This is a genomic window from Marinococcus halophilus, from assembly GCF_002265875.1.
GTDB lineage: Bacteria > Bacillota > Bacilli > Bacillales > Marinococcaceae > Marinococcus > Marinococcus halophilus.
This window is the reverse complement of record NZ_NPFA01000029.1, coordinates 1-18309: the sequence shown is the minus strand read 5'-3', so window position 1 is coordinate 18309 and position 18309 is coordinate 1. Positions and strand designations below refer to the sequence as shown.

The window sequence follows — 18309 nt, the reverse complement described above, 5'->3', positions numbered from 1 at the left end:
TTTTGATGCCTACAATCAAAAGTTTTCCACCCGCTGCCACCTGGGCTTCGCCCAGGCCCAACATCAATTGGAAGATATGTTTCAACGGCAGGGTTAACTTCAAGGCTGGAAAAGGACAGCCGTTTACACAAAATTATTGACGGTCCCTACTGAAATTTTTCAAAATTTTKGTTTGAAAGGAGTTTTTTCTATGGATACAACATACGAACAGGACATTTTTGAAATCATTTCTAATGCAGGTGATGCTAAGAGCCTGGCTTATGAAAGCCTGGAGATGGTCGAGAATAAAGATTACAAAGAAGCTGATGAAAATCTACAATTGGCGGATGATCAACTGAAACGGGCGCACAATACACAAACAAGATTAATTCAGAATGAAATTAATGGCGATAAAGTCACTATGTCCTTGCTGATGGTTCATGCCCAGGACCACCTTATGGGCGCTGAATCAGAAATCACCTTGATTAAGCATTTAATTTCTTTACAAAAGCAAATTCATGGCGAAAAAACCAGTTCTTAAGTTATTTTATTTTGAAATTTTATTTCAAAAAAGAAAGGATGATTATAATTAAAAAGCTAGGCATTTCTATTTACCCAAATCACGCTTCTTATGAAGACAATATTAATTACATCCGCCAGGCTCATGAGTACGGTTTTTCGAAAATATTTATGTGCCTTCTCTCCGTTGAAGGTTCAAAATCTGCTATTTTAAGCGATTTCAAAAAGACGATAACGGAAGCAAAACATTTAGGCTTTGAAATTATAGTGGATGTCAGCCCAAAAACTTTCACCGCATTGGATATCGATTATAATGATTTGTCTTTTTTTAACGATTTAGGCGCTGATGGCCTCCGATTAGATCTCGGTTTTACTGGACTTGAAGAAGCAAAGATGACTCATAATAAATTCGACTTAAAAATCGAAATTAATATGAGCAACGCCACCCACTACATCGATAATATTCTTTCTTATCAGCCCAACCGTGAAAATCTAATTGGCAGCCACAACTTTTACCCACAGCGCTACACAGGTTTATCCTATGACTTCTTTGAAGAATGCAGCCTGAAATTCCTTAAGTACGGCCTCCATACCAGTGCATTCATTACCTCTCCTGAAAGTTCTTTCGGTCCCTGGCCTATCATGGAAGGCATGCCTACTCTGGAGGAACACCGAAATCTTTCATTAAAAACGCAGGCAAAACACCTCTTTGCGACTCAATTAATCGATGACGTTATTATTAGCAACTGTTTTGCCTCAAATGAAGAGATGAGCATTCTTTCAAATTTATCTAAAAGCATGATCACTTTTAAGATTCATTTGTCCGATAACGTTACTGAGTTGGAAAAAACAATACTTTTTCAAGAGCCCCACTTTTATCGCGGGGATATTTCTGACTATGTTATCCGGTCTACACAAAGCCGTGTAAAGTACAAAGAATATTCTTTTCCGTCTCATGACTGCAACAATATTCAACGCGGAGACATTGTCATAGGTAATGATAATTACGGTCAATACAAAGGAGAACTCCAAATCGCTCTAAAAGAAATGCAGAACGATGGTAATAAGAACATCATTGCCCGAATTGATGATGAAGAAAATATTTTAATGAACTATTTGAAGCCGTGGGAGATGTTCGCCTTTGAATAAATCTTTTTACGGGCAATACATCGTAGTAATAGATGCTGGGGGCACAAAAACTGTAGGGACTCTTGTAGAAATGCAGTCGAAAAAGATTTTATTTCAAATTCAGACCGGGCCGGGCAACATTGTCAGTAATAATGATTCCGCTGAACAAAATATTGAAGATGCCTTAATACAATGTGCTGAACAAATACAAATAAAACCACGCCGGGCCATTATAGGAATTGCTGGTTTTAACACATATAAACACCGATGGCATACCCCTTTGCATTGGTACAACTATATAAACGAAAACATTGCAGTTACCAGTGATATTGAATTGGCTTATCGGGCAGAATTCCCTGAAGGAGAAGGTATGCTTGTAATTTCCGGCACCGGGGCCATTATTTGCTTGGAGCATCAAAACAAATTGAAGACTCTTGGAGGTTGGGGGCATCTATTGGGTGATGAAGAAAGTGCATATGGAATTGGCAAAAAGGCTATACAGCAGGTTTTAGAAAGTATGGAATACTGCTACAGATCTATACTTAAAGATCAATGGATAAAAGATGATTATCCCGCCTCAAGCAATAAACTTAAAGAATGGTTTTACTTCCAGGATAAGGAAACCATTGCCCAGCTCTCTCTTTGGGTAGAATCAACAGCTAAAAATGGAAATTCAGAAGCGCAGAGCATTATAAGCGAAGCCTCACGAAAGATGGCAGGCAGTGTTTATAAAGCTATTACATCTCTCGGCATGCCTTCCAGTATTCCTTTGGTCGTTAAAGGAGGGATGTTTGAAAACAATGAAAGATATTTTAGCGAATTCCAAAAGCATATAAGTAATTTTCAATTAACAAATACGGTATCGAAATCAAATAAAAACATATTTGTTGAAGCCGCCTGCTTCAATTATTACAAGGGAGTGAGGAAATGAAAAATATAGATACAGAAAAGCGAAATCCGAAAACTACAAACATTGACAATTTACCAACCAATAAAATGCTGGAGTTGATCAACAATGAGGATCAAACGGTTCCTTTAGCTATTGCAGACATCATCCCAATTATCGCTGAATCGGTTGATCGTATAACTTCTTCCATGAATAAAGGAGGCCGTTTATTATATGTAGGTGCCGGCACAAGCGGACGATTAGGCGTACTTGACGCTGTCGAATGTCCACCGACATTTAATGCAGAACCTTCTAATGTATTAGGTGTAATTGCCGGGGGCGAAAAAGCAATTTTCCAGGCTGCAGAAGGTGCAGAAGATGATATAGAAGCAGGCAGAAAAGATATTCAAAATCTTAATGTAAATAAAAACGACACGATTGTTGGTATCGCCGCAAGCGGCCGGACCCCATATACTATAGGAGCCTTAGAAGCTGCTAAGGAAAACAGTGCTCATACCATTGCATTAGTCTGTTCCTACGGCTCTCCATTAGCTGAAACCGCCGACACCGCTTTGGAAGTAAACACAGGACCAGAAGCCATAACGGGGTCAACACGCATGAAAGCCGGAACTGCTCAAAAATTAATACTAAACATGCTATCAACAGGCACTATGATTCGCCAGGGAAAAGTTTATGGAAATCTGATGGTGGATCTTCAGCCATCAAATATTAAACTTCGTGAAAGGGCTCTTAGTATTATTATCGAAGCCACAGGATGCTCGGAATCTGAAGCCATTGATGCACTGGAAAATTATAAAGAAGTTAAACCTGCTATAGTCTCGCTTTTAACTTCACTTCAAGGTAACGAAGTAGCTAATGCCCTTCTTCGTCATCGTGGTCGCATTCAGGACATATTAAATGGATATCCTTCTGCTGATACTTTAAATAAAAGCTGAACCAAGAATTCAGGGGGTAATTATTTTGAAAAAAAGATTAGCATTTTTAGCAATGGCTTTGATGATGATAATCCCTTATACAGGCACCGCTACCGCTAAAGCAGAGAGTGATTCTTACCAGCCTAAAAGAGAGATGAGAGCAGCCTGGATAGCCAGTGTTGAAAATATTGATATGCCGCCAGGGAAAAATAAAGAAGAATTTAAAGACTGGGCTGCTAACACTATGTCCCAGATTGAAAATCAAAATTTTAATTCTGCTGTGTTTCAGGTTAAACCCGCAGGCGATGCCCTCTACCCTTCTGACATAGAGCCCTGGTCCTCGTATATCACAGGAGAAAATCAAGGGACTGATCCAGGGTATGACCCTTTACAAATAATGCTCGATGCTGCACATCAGCGTGGTATTGAATTACATGCCTGGGTTAATCCATATCGATTGACGATGCCGGGAGAAGAGCTTTCGGATTTGTCTGAAACAAATGTGGCTGTTAAACATTCTGAGTGGGTAGTAAATTACGGAGATCAATATTACTTGGATCCTGGTATTCCAGAAACGCAGGAGTATGTGATAAAAACGATCGAAGAATTAGTGAACAACTACAATATAGATGCAGTGCACATGGACGACTATTTCTACCCTTACAGAATTGCAGGTGAAGATTTTCCGGATAGTGACTCTTTCGATCAGTTCGGAGAAAATTATGAGGATAAAGAAGACTGGAGAAGAAATAATGTAAATACTCTCGTGGACGATATCAATACTGCGATTAAAAGTATAGACCCTTCTGTGGAGTACGGTATATCCCCATTCGGAGTATGGAGAAATGACTCCATAGATCCAAGTGGCAGTGATACTACAGCCGCTCAAACCAACTATGACGATTTATATGCAGATACTCGTCAGTGGATTAAAAATGGCTCTTTAGACTACATTACTCCGCAAATTTATTGGTCAAGAGATTTCCAGCCAGCAAATTATACAATATTGCAGAAATGGTGGGAAAACGAAGTAGACCAATACTCACAAGTTCACCCTACTAATTTATACATTGGTTTGGCTGATTATAAAGTAGGGACAGATACTATTGACGATACATGGAATAACCCTGCCGAATTGACGGAACAAATTAAAGATAATCGCAACCACTCCGGTGTTGAAGGACAAATGCATTTTTCATGGTCTAAAATCTTACAAAATAAACTTAGCTACATGGACCTCGTTCAGGACGAAGTTTACTATACAAAAGCTTTAGTGCCCGAGGCCCCATGGAACGGAGAACAAAAGCCCAAAAAACCGAATAGAATAAAAGTTGAACATAATAATAATATTTATATTTATGACAACAAAGAAGCAGAAAAATTCGTAGTCTATCGGTTTGAAGGAAATAAAGAAGGCGATTACTCCAATCCCGAAAATATCGCCGGCGTTGTTTATAGTGAAGGCAAGGAAACCCATTTTGTAGATGAAGAGGCTGAAAAAGATCAAGAATACACGTATGGAGTCAAATCATTATCTTCTACAAATATTGAAAGCAAAGATGCTAAAAAGGCTAAAACTAAAAATCATAATTCCTAAAGTGAGGAGAAATGATGACTATTTTAGGTATAGGTTTAATGTCCGGAACTTCTTTAGATGGGGTTGATGCTGCTCTTATTGAAATAAGTGATACTGATTCACAAACAAACTATAAAATTGCAGGCCAGTATAGCGAACCTTTTCCTACAAAAATTAGAGCGATGTTGCATCAATTATGTGAACCTTCTTCTGCCCGAATTGAAAAAATTTCTTCGATGAATGCCTATCTAGGAAATATGTATGCAGGTATAGTGAACAAAACATTAAAAAAATATCATCGAAGTAGTGATGAGCTCTCTTTTATCAGTTCTCACGGCCAAACTATTTTTCACCAGCCAACTATGAATCAAACTGACGAGCTCGATATCCCAAACACTTTGCAAATTGGTGATATTTCAGCATTATCTTATCACACAGACACTCCGGTTGTTGGAAATTTTCGTGTTGCTGATATTGCAGCTCGTGGTCAGGGCGCTCCCCTCGTATCTTATGTTGATCATCTGCTTTTTCGGGAAGATAAAAAAGACGTAGCTGTCCAAAACATCGGCGGTATAGGAAACGTAACGTATTTACCCCCAAAGCTGAGCCAATCTGAACCTGTGTCCTTTGATACCGGCCCTGGAAATATGCTGATTGATCAGCTGGTAAGCAGGTTCACTAACGGTAAATTGGCCTACGATTCTGAAGGTGAGATAGCTTCAACAGGGTCAACTAGTCAGCAGTTGCTTAAATGGCTCATGCAGGAGCCTTATCTGTCCCGAGAGTACCCGAAAACCACTGGCCGCGAATTATTTGGACACACCTATGTTAATCATATACTGGCAACAGGTGAAAAGTTAGGCTTAAAGATGCCAGATATTATTCGAACAGTTACGGAATGGACAGCTGAAACCATCGCTTTTCATTATCGTCAGTTAAACCCCGCCTCTCCTGTTTCCAAAGTGATTATTGGCGGCGGTGGAAGTCGTAATCCTGTGCTTATGAATGATTTACGCCAAAAACTAACCGGATCTCAATTTCTTTCCCACGATGATTTTGGAATTGACAATCAAATAAAAGAAGCTATGGCTTTTGCGATTTTAGGATATAAACGTTTAACGGGGGATTATAATCAGCTTCCTGTTTTTACCGGAGCCAAATCTTCAGTAATCATGGGAGAGGTAGCTTGTAACACTAAAAATGCATTTAAAAAAGTTCATCGTTTCTATGATTTAAAGTAAATTAATTGATTCGTTAAATGTTGCGTTACTACCAAAGGGTTATGCTATAGATCATGTACTCTGAAGATAAATTTAAAATACCTTTATTTAATGTGTTTTAACTGAAGGCATAAGCTACAAGCGCCCTCTTCCCTCATTACTAACTATAGTAAAAGACTGGCGATAACCTCAATAATTAAAAATATTTTTAGCAGACTGAAGGGTTCTTAGACATTTATCTAAGAACCCTTGTTAATCACTTCAAATTATTTTTTTATCCGCAGTCTTACCATGTTCCAGGACATGCGTGGCAGCTCTGCCTGCAGCTGCTTGTCTTCCAGGACAGCATTTCCACGGCTGTGCGGTGCTACTTCTTCTTTTTCCTTCGTGTTCACGGCTTTTGGATCATCGTGTTCGAGCACAATATGCTCCACTACCTCTGCCTGTTCAAATGAACGCAGATCATACGAAACGGCCAATGACGCTTCTAAATGCCTGTTGGTCATAAACAGGACCAATTCATTGTGTTCTTCATTTAATACCACGGCACTATCTAAATAAGCCACATCTGTAAACTCTCGGGAATCGTATTTATCCGAATGGATAATTGGCTGCAGTGCTTTTCCCCGGCCGTACACCGACAAATAATAATACGGATAGTAAATCGTCTGCTTCCATGCCCGGCCCTGGTTTTCCGTCATGATGGGGGCAATGACATTGACGAGCTGAGCCATGCAGGCCATTTTCACCCGGTCTGCATGGTTGATCAGCGTATGCATCATGTTGGCCACCAGCAGGGCATCTTCGAAGTTATAAACGTCTTCCAGCTGCGGCGGGGCCACCTGCCAGGACTCCAGCTGTTTATCCGCTTCGGTCGAATGAAACCATACGTTCCATTCATCAAAGCTGAGGTTGATCGTTTTCTTGCTTCGTTTTTTGGCCTTAATGTAATCACATGTTGAGATGACCGTGCGAATGAACTGATCCATATCCAACGATTTCGCCAAAAAATTGGCCGTATCGTTCTCGTGATTCCCATAGTACTGGTGGAGCGAAATGTAATCGGCAAATTCATACGTGTGGGAAAGCGTCGTTGCTTCCCACTCCGGGAAGGTCGGCATCGCCGAGTTCGAGCTGCCGCAGCTTACCAGCTCAATCGAGGGGTCTACGGTTTTCATTGCTTTTGCTGTTTCATAAGCGAGCCGCCCGTACTCGTCCGCCGTTTTGCCGCCGATCTGCCAGGGTCCGTCCATCTCATTGCCAAGGCACCACGTCTTAATATGGTGCGGCTGTTCGTAGCCGTGGCTTTTCCTCAGTTCACTATAGTACGTCCCGCCGGGATGATTGCAGTACTCCAGCAGATTTCTTGCAGCGTCGATGCCTCTTGTGCCGAGGTTCACAGCCATCATGATATCGGTTCCGGCCTTCGCCGCCCAGTCTGCAAATTCATTGGTCCCCACTTCATTTGTCTCGATAGTGCTCCAGGCAAGCTCGAGCCGTCTGGGCCGTTCCTCTCTTGGCCCCACGCCGTCTTCCCAGTTATACGCAGAAACCATGTTCCCGCCCGGGTAACGGACGATGGGGACCTGCAGATCCCTGACTAGCTGCAGGACATCCTGACGAAAACCGTGCTCATCTGCCTGTTCATGATCCGGCTCGTAAATACCGCCATATACAGCCCGCCCCAGCTGCTCGATGAAAGAGCCGTAAATCCGCTCATCCACTTTCGAAATGACAAAATCTTTATCGACAATAACTGAAGCTTTAGGTTGTTTTTTCACCATATTTTATCACTTCCTGAAAATATTTCGTTTTTAAATTTCTGCATTCAACGTGGCGTTCTTTCAATTATAAGTATAAATCATCCGTAACAAATATTATTTATATTGCGAGAATGCTGCAATATCTAACAATTCTTATACGTACAAGTTCTTTCTATTTAATCATGCGCTTTTTTCGATTGCAATCGCTTTCTTCATTTTAATTTATTGTATAACTACTAATTTCATGTAGTTGTTGGTGTTCCAAATTTCCTTCAGTTGTACGCATCTGTATGATACGATAAAAAGAAAAACGAGGTGTATGATGGTCTCAAAATACAAACAATTAAAGCAGCATATTCAGTCTAAAATCCTGGACGGCAGTTTCCGTCCCCACCAAAAGATTCTTTCTGAATACGAATATGTAAAAGCCTTTGGAGTAAGCAGACATACAGTTCGCCAGGCTATCGGCGAACTCGTGAGTGAAGGGTGGCTGTATCGTGAACATGGAGTCGGAACCTTTTGTGCTGATCGATCAAAATTTTCTTCCCCGTCTTTCCGTAAAAACATTGCTATTATTACTACCTATATTTCTGACTATATTTTCCCTTATATTATAAGAGGTGCTGAGAGATATTTAAGTGATAAAGGCTATAATGTCATACTCATGAGTACTAATAACGATTTTGAAAAAGAAAAGCAAGCTTTGGAGAACGTTCTCTCCCAACAGGTCGATGGTTTAATTATTGAACCGACGCGAAGTGCCCAGGCTAACCCTAATCTCAATTATTACCTTAATCTCGAAAATTCCGGTATTCCTTACGTAATGATGAATGCTTACTATGAAGAACTTGAACCGCTGAGTTTAACGTTAAACGACCAGGAAGCTGGGTTTCGAAATGCAGAGCACTTAATTCAGTTAGGTCATAAGAGAATTATTGGATTATTTAAAAATGATGACATGCAGGGTGTGCAGAGAATGAAGGGTTTTCTTAAAGCTCATCGTCATTATAACTGTCCAGTAGATCCCTCTTTGTTAATTACTTATTCTACTGACGATAAGTTTTCCAAACCTGAGCAGGCTGTTGAACAAATCTTAATGAGCCAAACCGAGAGCCCGACCGCACTCATAAGCTATAACGATGAACTTCTGCTTCAACTGCTCGATGTACTTCGCCGCAGAAATTTGCAGGTGCCTCGCGATCTATCTGTTGTGAGCTTTGACGATTCTCACTTCGCTCAAATTTCTGAAGTAAAGTTTTCTTCCATTGTTCATCCAAAAGAACGCATGGGCGAAGATGCCGCTAAATACGTCACGAGTCTGATTGAACAGCCTGATGCCATGCTCTCCTCCATTGTTTACGAACCTCATTTTATTGACCGGCATTCGACAAGAAGCCTTCACTCTGCAGCGGCTGTAGAAACGGAATAAGATTTCAACCTTTAACAAATATTGATTACATTTACACATAAAAGAAAGCTGTCCTTAATAAAAGAGACAGCTTTCTTTTTCAATTTTTACGTATAACTATTTTTCAAAGCGCGGTACTTTCTTTGAGGGCTTCCATATTGTTTCAATCTCTTCTAAGGATTTATTTTTCGTTTCAGGAACAATAGTCATCACAAAGGTAAAGCAAATCACATTAATGATCGCAAACATCCAGAATGTAAAGGCACCTCCAGCGTTATTAATAAGCATGGGCGTAAATTGGCCGATTGACCAATTAGCTCCCCACAAAAACATAGTGGCAATTCCTACCGCTTTTGCACGCATATAGTTCGGGAAAATTTCCGGAATCATTATCCAGGGAATCGGTCCCATCGAGATACAAAAAGCCGCTGTGAATCCCATGATGAACAAAAGCGCCCACATTCCATTTCCTACGTCGAAATAGAAAACGCTTCCAATAAGAACCATAAAAACTGCCATTAAACTCGATCCTAAAGCCATCAAACGTTTCCTGCCTGCTTTGTCAATCAATATAATCGCAACAACTGTAAATATTACCTGGACGGTTCCAATCAAACTTGTGGCTAAAAATTCTGTGTTGTTTTCAAAACCAACCATCCTGAAAATCGTAGGACCATAGTACGTAACCGCATTCATTCCAATAACCTGGTTAAATAAAGCTAAAAATATACCCACCGCCATTGCCTTGCGAAGACCCGGTTTTAGTAGTTCTCTTATGGAAGTACTATTTTCACTTTGAAGAGACGTTTTAATAGAATCTAACTCTAACTCCGCTGTGCGCTTACCATTAATTTTTTCTAATGTGCGGAATGCTTCTGTATGTTGGTGTTTTTTTACTAAATACCTCGGACTTTCCGGAATGAAAATAAGCATGAGAAAGAAAAGTACGCCAGGTATAACTCCGTACCCAAGCATCCACCGCCATCCCGTTTCTACTCCCCATCCATAACTACCAGCATTCGCCACGGCAAGATTAATATAAAAAGTAGCAGAGATCCCTATAATTGTGAATAATTGATACATTGAAGCCAGCCGGCCACGTATAGCTGGCGGAGCGCACTCAGCAATATACGTAACTGACAGCGCAGAGGCAAATCCAATTCCAAGGCCGCCCAGGACTCTTGCGAGAATAAGGGAAGTTACGCTCATTGCAAGAGCCGACCATAAGGCGGAAACAGCGAAAAGCACCCCGGAAAGCATGAGGATCTTTTTCCTTCCGAAGCGGTCGCTTAAATAACCTGATATTCCTACCCCTACAACCCCTCCTATCATCACACTTGAAATAATGAACCCTTCCATTGCTGGACTTAAATTATAAAGTTCCTGTAAAAAACCTATAGCTCCTGAAATTACTGCAGTATCGAAACCATATAAAAACCCCGCCATTCCTGCTGCTGAAGCTATCAACAAAACATACCAAACTGAGTGTTTCTCCTTCATTTTGTTCAATGTCTCCTTTCAATCTTTGGAAATGATAACGATTACAAAAAAATTATCACATGTTCGTACAAGAGTCAATTAAATAATGTATTTTTTAACATTCATACGTATAAGCATTGAGCTTCGAGATTTTAGTTAAATTGTTATTCTTTTATTAATATGAAAGAGTCTCTAACAAATGACACCTTTTATGTTCCGATACTTTTTAAGTTTATGTTTTTGACTTCAATACCCTTTTTTGAAGGGTTTTATGGACAATTATTATTAAAATCACAACTAAATACATTAATAAAACTGCCTGAAAGCAGAAGCTCTGATTAATACTGGTACATTAAAAATAAGATTAGTATAAACAACCAATATAGAGAAAGCGGTTGCATGAGAGATAATTTCATGATTAAATGATGTTAACTTATACGTACAAGTTAGCGAGTGATTTAAATTACTAAAAATGTTTTTAAAAGGATTGATGAAAAATGAATCAGTCAGGAGTTAAACAAGCCATTACTCAGGGAGAAACTTCACTTGGGATTGAATTTGGTTCCACACGAATCAAAGCAGTGCTGATTGATAATAATTCCAAAACAATCGCCACTGGAAGTTACGAATGGGAAAATCAATTGGAAAATGACTTTTGGACTTACAACCAGGTGGATATTATCACCGGGCTGCAGGCAGCTTACAGTAACATGAAGTTTGCAGTAGAAAGTAAGTACGGAGTTACCATCCGTACTATTGGCTCGATAGGCGTATCGGCTATGATGCACGGCTATATGCCATTTGATCGCACCGGAGAATTACTCGTCCCCTTTCGGACATGGCGCAATAACACTACCAGCGTTGCGGCCAGTGAACTGACAGACCTGTTTCAATACAATATCCCGGAACGGTGGAGCATCGCCCACCTTTACCAGGCCATTCTCGATGACGAAAAACACCTGCCGCGTATTCACCTGATTACCACTTTAAGTGGATACATTCACTGGCTGCTGACCGGAAAACAGGTACTTGGAGCTGGAGATGCTTCAGGAATGTTTCCATTCGACGAAACGACGCAGGATTATAACAAACCCATGCTTAACCAGTTCGATTCATTAATTACATCAAAAAATTACCCCTGGAAGGTAAAAGATATCCTTCCTAAAACAATTATGGCCGGTGAACAGGCAGGTACGTTAACCAATGCCGGCATCAAAATACTGGATAGATCACAAAACCTGCAGCCTGGCATTCCATTTTGTCCTCCGGAAGGCGATGCCGGAACTGGAATGGTAGCTACAAATAGTGTAAGAAAACATGTTGGAAACATTTCTGTAGGAACCTCTGTGTTTGCGATGATTGTGCTGGAGCAAAAAATTTCTAACATTCATCAGGAAATCGATTTAGTTGCTACACCAAGCGGAAATCCTGTTGCCATGGTTCACGCGAATAACTGTTCAAGTGATTTAGACGCCTGGCTCGGTTTGTTTCGGGAATTTTCAGAGGCTCTGGGACAAAAGCTTGATTCCAATGAATTATTTGAAGTAATGCTGGAAAAAGCTCTCGACGCGGACCCCGATGGTGGCGGCCTGCTCAGCTATGGTTATTTCTCCGGTGAAAATATTACAGGCCTTGAAAGCGGTCGTCCCTTGTTTGTCCGCTCTCCGGAAAGTAATTTCAATTTAGCTAACTTCATGCGAACGCACCTCTTTTCTGCTTTCGGTGCCTTAAAAATCGGCATGGACCTTTTAACGAAAGAAGAAGATGTTGCGATTCATACAATGTTCGCTCATGGAGGTTTGTTCAAAACTCCTGTGGTGGGTCAGAAAATTGTCGCAGCTGTAATGAATGCTCCTGTTTCAGTTATGAATACAGCTGGAGAAGGCGGAGCCTGGGGAATAGCGGTTCTCGCCTCTTATATGAAAAACAAAGAGCGTGATGAAGCACTGGAAGAATTTTTGGATCAGAAGGTTTTTAACGAAATCGAAACGCAGGAAATTCATCCTGATCGTTTTGATGTAGAAGGCTTTAAAGCCTTTATGGAAAGATATAAAAATGGTCTCGCCATCGAACAGACGGCTGTTGATTATCTCACACCAACTAATTTAAAAGAGGACCCTGTGAAAATACAATAAATTTACCAATAAGAAAAGAGGACTAATTATGCCCGCTATTGAAAAAAAAGAATTCTGGTTCATCGTAGGCTCCCAGCAGCTATACGGGGAGGAAGCTTTAAAGGAAGTAAAAGCTCATGCCCAGCATATAACCGATGCATTAAATGAGAGCGGCATGTTACCCTACCCGCTTATTCTAAAAGATTTAGCAATCAATACCGATGAGATTACACGAACCATGAAAGAAGTAAACTATCGTGATGAAGTCGCCGGTGTTATTACATGGATGCACACCTTTTCCCCGGCAAAAATGTGGATTCGCGGAACCAAAATACTTCAGAAGCCACTGCTTCATCTAGCTACCCAATTTAATGAAAGCATCCCTTGGGAAACCATCGACATGGATTTCATGAACCTGAATCAATCAGCTCACGGGGACCGGGAATACGGCTTTATCAATGCCCGGTTAAACAAGCAGAACAAAGTAGTCGCAGGCCACTGGGAGCATACCGGCATCCAGGAGGAAATTGCTCAATGGATGAACACGGCTGCCGCCTATAACGAGAGCTTCAATATTAAGGTTGCTCGTTTTGGAGATAATATGCGCAATGTGGGCGTTACGGAAGGCGATAAAATTGAAGCACAGATTCAATTTGGCTGGGTCGTCGATTATTACGGAATTGGAGACCTTGTCGAATACGTTAACAGCGTTACAGAAAAAGAGATTGAGACACTTCTTTCGGAATACGGGGAGCTTTATGAATTTGATTACGGCAGCTATACAGAGGAAAAGTGGAAAGAAAGTGTGAAAGTACAGGCAGGGTATGAAATTGCTATCAAACGCTTTCTGGACGACGGAGGCTATGATGCTTTCACGACCAACTTCGAAGACTTACATGGGATGAGGCAGCTTCCCGGCCTTGCCGTTCAACGCTTAATGGCGCAAGGATACGGATTTGCTGCTGAAGGAGACTGGAAAACAGCTGCGCTTGACCGTTTAATGAAGGTAATGAGCCATAACGAGGCCACAGGTTTTATGGAGGATTACATCTATGAGCTGACGGCTGGAAAGGAAGCTATCCTTCAATCCCATATGCTTGAAGTAGATCCCACGCTGGCAAATAACAAACCCAAAATCGTCGTATCGCCATTGGATATCGGAAATAAAGAAGATCCTGCCCGCCTGGTTTTTGATGGCAAATCCGGTGATGGGGTCGTGGTTTCCATGGCGGATTTTGGCACCCATTACAAGCTTTTGATTAATGAGGTTTCAGCATTTGAACCGCCTGTGCCTGCACCGAACCTCCCGGTGGCCCGCATACTCTGGAGTGTTAAACCAAATCTCCAGGATGGGATAAAATCCTGGATTGAAAATGGAGGCGGCCACCACACTGTCGTTTCATTAAATGTAACGACCGATCAGATTATTAATTATGCGAAGCTTGTAGGTCTTGAGTACGTCGTTATCAATTAATATATTTCAGCTTAAGCTATTAATCATTTAAGGAGGTTTTCTCTTGCTGGAACAATTGAAACAGGAAGTGTGCAAGGCGAATCAGGGGCTTGTTGATCATGACCTCGTTACGTTCACCTGGGGGAATGTCAGTGGATTTGATCCCGAGACAGAATTACTCGCTATCAAGCCTTCCGGGGTGCCTTATGAAGAACTCTCCCCCGCGGATATTGTATTGGTGGATTTAAAAGGAAATGTTGTCGAGGGCGATTTAAAGCCCTCCTCTGATACCCCTACCCACATCGAGCTGTATAAAGCTTTTCCAGGAGTCCGGGGTATTGTTCATACGCATTCCGACTGGGGCACGGCCTGGGCCCAGGCCGGTAAAAGCATCCCATGCTCGGGAACCACTCAGGCGGATTATTTTTACGGGGACATTCCCTGCACACGTCAACTAACAAAAGAAGAAGTGCAGAATGGTTATGAAAAAGAAACAGGAACAGTCATTATAGAAGCCATGCAGGGAAAAAATCCTGTGGAAGTACCAGGGATTGTTGTACATGGACATGCACCGTTTGCCTGGGGCGGTTCTCCCGAAGATGCGCTCCATAATGCCGTTGTACTTGAAAAAGTAGCAAAAATGACGTTTCTTTCCTACCAGCTTTCGGGTGAACTTCCTCTTGACGACTATGTGCTTCAAAAGCATTATGAAAGAAAACACGGGGAAAATGCTTATTATGGGCAGTCTAAATAAAAGTAATTAAATTAGTTTAACCGTCACCGTTTTTCGCTCTGCAGATATAAAAGGCCTCCGGATTTCATTTCCGGAGGCCTTTGTCTACAATCTGGAAGAAAAGTATGCTTTATCCAATGTAACGAATTGCGATAAATTAGTACATTGCGGTTCATTATCATCATGTTTCAAGCTGGTACAGAACTTAGAAGCAAAGGCAAAGCTTTCTTTAAATTAAGGTCTGGTTTATTTCAAATACCATTGCCGTGCGTTCGAATACAGAATTTTATCGGCTGCCTCCTCATCAAACATTTCCTGAATTCTTTCCACATCGGCATACTTAAACGGCCTCTCCGCTCTCGTGGAGGGGAGATCCGTGCCAAACATGAGCGCATCCGGATTCGTATTGTAAATGGATGCTAATGCGTTCCCAAGGTTTAAATCCACACGCCCAAATCCAGTTGCTTTTACCCGCATTCCTTTATCCACCAATTTCAACAAATAAGGCAGTCCCTCCTCTGACAGCCCTAAATGATCAATGGATACCGCAGGAAGCTTGGCAATCGTTGATTCAATCTCCGGAAGTCTGGCGGCATCCATATAAAGTTCGCAATGCCATCCTGCTATTTCATACACTCTTCGGGCAAGGTATTCCAGGCGGGAAATGTCTTCGGGCCCGCCCCTTCGGATATTAAACCGAACTGCTCTTACTCCGTAATGGTGCAGTCGAATAATCTCCTCATCGGTGACGTTAAATGGCAGCTGCGTCACCCCGTAAAAGGCCGGGCCCATTTGTTGAAGGGCTTTTACCATATAACCCTGGTCAAGTCCCTGGAAGGACCCGGAAACTATTGCCCCTCCCAACACGTTGAGCGCTCCTGTGTCCTTTTCATAGTCAACTACTAGATATTCCGGCGGCAGATAACCCTGATTTTCCGCTACCGGAAAATCAAAATCAATAATATGGAAATGTGCATCAAACGTTCTCACCGCCTCCCTCCTTTTCCTCTAGTGTTAATTTAACAGGCGTTTACGAGAAGAACGAAGAAGCTGTGCCACCATCGCGAGCACCGGCAGCTCGATCAGCGGGCCAATCACCAGAGCCAGGGCCACCAGAGGCTGTCCTGGAAACGCTGTGACGGCGATCGCCAGAGCTACTGGCGAATTTCGTGCTACCGTGGTCAATGTGAGGCTGACCGTATCTGCATACGAAAACCGGAACAACCGCCCTGCCGTCTGGGCTACCGTTACATTAATCACAAAAAATAGAAGAACCGGAAGCACCAGTACAGTAATCACGCTCAAATTATTCAAGAGCGCTGCTCCCTGCGCAGCAAACATCGCAGCCACTGCCAGGGATAAAAAAATTATCTGGGCGTGGGAAAAGAACGGAAGCAGCTTCTGCTCCAGGACATCCGGGCGTTTTCTCCATATGTACTTCGTTCCCTGTGCCAGGAGAAACGGCAGAAGCAGCACTAACAGCACGCTTTCGATGATCGTCGCAAGTGCTACTGTTTCAATTGTCCCCGCAAAAAGGAAAAGATACAGCGGCAAAAGCAGAAACTGTAGAATCATATTCAAAGGAAGAATGGATGTCGACAGTGAAAGATTTCCTTTCGCTATAGATGTAAAAACAAGATACCAATCGGTACAGGGAGTTACCATCAACATGATAAACCCGAGCCATAAAGCCGGATGTCCGTCCAGAAACAACGCACCGAGCCCCCAGGCAAGCAGCGGGGTCCACACAAAATTAATCCCTAGGCTAACACCTAGAAAAGTCCGGTGGGTAAAAGCCTGCCGAAGATCCTTGAGCGGGATGGCCAAAAACAAGCCGTACAGCATCACCAGCAGAAAAGGCACAACCAGCACTTCCGCATAGGCAGCAAGCACAGCTGCCTGCCCGAGGACGAGGCCTGCAATTACCGCCGCCAATATCAATAGCGTCTGAAACTTCTCGATGATATTCATAGACTTTTCCCCTACATAATAAAATCAGTCCGGCACTATATTTTCACATAGCCAGTATATCAAAAAATGGCAGCGCACTTTTCCGGAATTATGATTTTTAACTCCATGCTTATTTTTATCTTTAGAAAAATTTACTAACAATAAACCGCAGGCAGAAAAACCGAAAAGACCATACTGTCAGCTTGAAATTATCTTTATTTTCAATATTTTATGACTTTTAAACTGTTTTTCTGAATTGTTAAAGGGCGCCCCGGTTTGTATGGCCCGCATAACAATCCGCCGTACCATATGGATAACAAAGGTTGGGAGCGGTATAAAAAAGCAAGTACCACATGTGAACCTCTTTAGTAGAACATCTACTTGTTTTTCCTCTTTTTAGAACCATTGATAGCTAAAAATATTACCACAAACAATGCAATCCATGAGCCTATCCCCATAATCTAAACCTCCTTAACACTCGATTAAGTATCTTATAAAATCCAGATTATACGTAATTTCTATTACTGCCCCTCCTAATTTAATCTTCTTTCCGCCAAACGGGGAACATTCTGCTTTACCGGCACCATTGAATTCGATCATGCTTTTAAATAATTCATAGTCCGCTGGTTATTCCCATGGAATACACACCAGCTGTTTCGTTTACTCATAGCCCGCAGCGATTATTTTATCTGAAAAATGGGTGATCGCCGTTTTCTCCGGCGCCGCTGCTAAATGATGTTTAGAAGTGCTGAAGGCAATAATAAAGATCCCGTGATCGGTAAATATCGGCTGATTCCATGCAGTTTTCGAATTCAGCTGTGGAAATTGCTCCTATGGCCACTCCAGAACTTTCTTCGTCCGTCCACGGTGCTCTGAATTTTCTATTTTCTTCAGGTGTTCTGAAAAATTCTCTATGTGTACCCCTCCAGTTAAAATTTTTTTGCTACTCAAGCTTTTTAAAACAGTTTCTATTTATATTTTACCATTAGATAATTAAAAAGAATCCACGACGCGCTTATCGAGAGCATAAAATAGTTTGTGTAAACGATCGATCACCAAAAAAGGAAGTCCTTTTCTAGTAGAATGAAGTTACCGACCACATCCACAGAAAAGAGGACTTCCCTATGAATAATTTTACTACAGATATTGCTCACGCTCTAGTCCAA

Annotated in this window: 14 protein-coding genes; 10 read left to right on the top strand and 4 right to left on the bottom strand. The window is 41.7% G+C overall.

Annotated elements, in window-relative coordinates; genetic code table 11:
- The first annotated feature begins 190 nt into the window (after positions 1-190).
- The 6 genes from CHL76_RS15935 to CHL76_RS15910 are packed head-to-tail and all read left to right on the top strand — an operon-like array spanning position 191 to position 6264.
- The gene (locus tag CHL76_RS15935; RefSeq protein WP_094909097.1) at positions 191-520 is read left to right on the top strand and encodes a PTS lactose/cellobiose transporter subunit IIA; all 330 of its coding nucleotides are present in this window, start codon (positions 191-193) and stop codon (positions 518-520) included.
- A 47-nt stretch (positions 521-567) separates the two neighbouring features.
- Positions 568-1647 carry a DUF871 domain-containing protein gene (locus CHL76_RS15930; protein ID WP_094909099.1) on the top strand — a complete coding sequence of 360 codons (1080 nt, stop codon included), beginning with the start codon at positions 568-570 and terminating at the stop codon, positions 1645-1647.
- The gene (locus tag CHL76_RS15925; protein ID WP_094909096.1) at positions 1640-2557 is read left to right on the top strand and encodes a BadF/BadG/BcrA/BcrD ATPase family protein; all 918 of its coding nucleotides are present in this window, start codon (positions 1640-1642) and stop codon (positions 2555-2557) included. The genes CHL76_RS15930 and CHL76_RS15925 overlap by 8 nt, the downstream gene beginning before the upstream one ends.
- Complete coding sequence (gene murQ, locus CHL76_RS15920) at positions 2554-3468, top strand: N-acetylmuramic acid 6-phosphate etherase (protein ID WP_094909095.1); 915 nt, start codon at positions 2554-2556, stop codon at positions 3466-3468. The genes CHL76_RS15925 and murQ overlap by 4 nt, the downstream gene beginning before the upstream one ends.
- A gap of 25 nt (positions 3469-3493) precedes the next feature.
- A complete protein-coding gene (locus tag CHL76_RS15915) occupies positions 3494-5044 on the top strand; it encodes a glycoside hydrolase family 10-like protein (RefSeq protein ID WP_233133496.1) in 1551 nt (516 codons plus the stop codon).
- An 11-nt stretch (positions 5045-5055) separates the two neighbouring features.
- The gene (locus CHL76_RS15910) at positions 5056-6264 is read left to right on the top strand and encodes an anhydro-N-acetylmuramic acid kinase (protein ID WP_094909094.1); all 1209 of its coding nucleotides are present in this window, start codon (positions 5056-5058) and stop codon (positions 6262-6264) included.
- Positions 6265-6509: 245 nt separating this feature from the next.
- Here the strand turns inward: CHL76_RS15910 and arfA are convergent, their stop codons facing one another.
- The gene (gene arfA / locus CHL76_RS15905; RefSeq protein ID WP_094909093.1) at positions 6510-8027 is read right to left on the bottom strand and encodes an arabinosylfuranosidase ArfA; all 1518 of its coding nucleotides are present in this window, start codon (positions 8025-8027) and stop codon (positions 6510-6512) included.
- Positions 8028-8325: 298 nt separating this feature from the next.
- Between arfA and CHL76_RS15900 the strand changes: the two genes are divergently transcribed.
- Positions 8326-9435, top strand: a complete 1110-nt coding sequence (locus CHL76_RS15900) for a GntR family transcriptional regulator (protein WP_332908344.1) — start codon at positions 8326-8328, stop codon at positions 9433-9435.
- A 96-nt stretch (positions 9436-9531) separates the two neighbouring features.
- Here CHL76_RS15900 and CHL76_RS15895 read toward each other — a convergent pair whose 3' ends face one another.
- The gene (locus tag CHL76_RS15895; protein WP_094909091.1) at positions 9532-10914 is read right to left on the bottom strand and encodes a sugar porter family MFS transporter; all 1383 of its coding nucleotides are present in this window, start codon (positions 10912-10914) and stop codon (positions 9532-9534) included.
- Between the two features lie 476 nt (positions 10915-11390).
- On the opposite strand from CHL76_RS15895, the gene CHL76_RS15890 reads away from it, so the two are divergent.
- Genes CHL76_RS15890 through CHL76_RS15880 form a run of 3 tightly spaced genes read left to right on the top strand, consistent with a single transcriptional unit; the run spans position 11391 to position 15214 of the window.
- Positions 11391-13028, top strand: coding sequence for a xylulokinase (locus CHL76_RS15890; protein ID WP_094909090.1), 1638 nt, complete (start codon positions 11391-11393; stop codon positions 13026-13028).
- A gap of 28 nt (positions 13029-13056) precedes the next feature.
- A complete protein-coding gene (gene araA / locus CHL76_RS15885; protein WP_094909089.1) occupies positions 13057-14481 on the top strand; it encodes an L-arabinose isomerase in 1425 nt (474 codons plus the stop codon).
- Positions 14482-14524: 43 nt separating this feature from the next.
- On the top strand, positions 14525-15214 hold the full coding sequence (locus tag CHL76_RS15880) for an L-ribulose-5-phosphate 4-epimerase (protein ID WP_079476722.1): 690 nt from the start codon (positions 14525-14527) through the stop codon (positions 15212-15214).
- Between the two features lie 225 nt (positions 15215-15439).
- On the opposite strand, the gene CHL76_RS15875 is transcribed toward CHL76_RS15880, so the two are convergent.
- Together CHL76_RS15875 and CHL76_RS15870 are read right to left on the bottom strand one after the other, a co-directional pair.
- Positions 15440-16183, bottom strand: a complete 744-nt coding sequence (locus CHL76_RS15875; protein ID WP_094909088.1) for an amidohydrolase family protein — start codon at positions 16181-16183, stop codon at positions 15440-15442.
- A 24-nt stretch (positions 16184-16207) separates the two neighbouring features.
- Positions 16208-17164 carry an arsenic resistance protein gene (locus CHL76_RS15870; RefSeq protein WP_094909087.1) on the bottom strand — a complete coding sequence of 319 codons (957 nt, stop codon included), beginning with the start codon at positions 17162-17164 and terminating at the stop codon, positions 16208-16210.
- Between the last annotated feature and the right edge of the window lie 1145 nt (positions 17165-18309).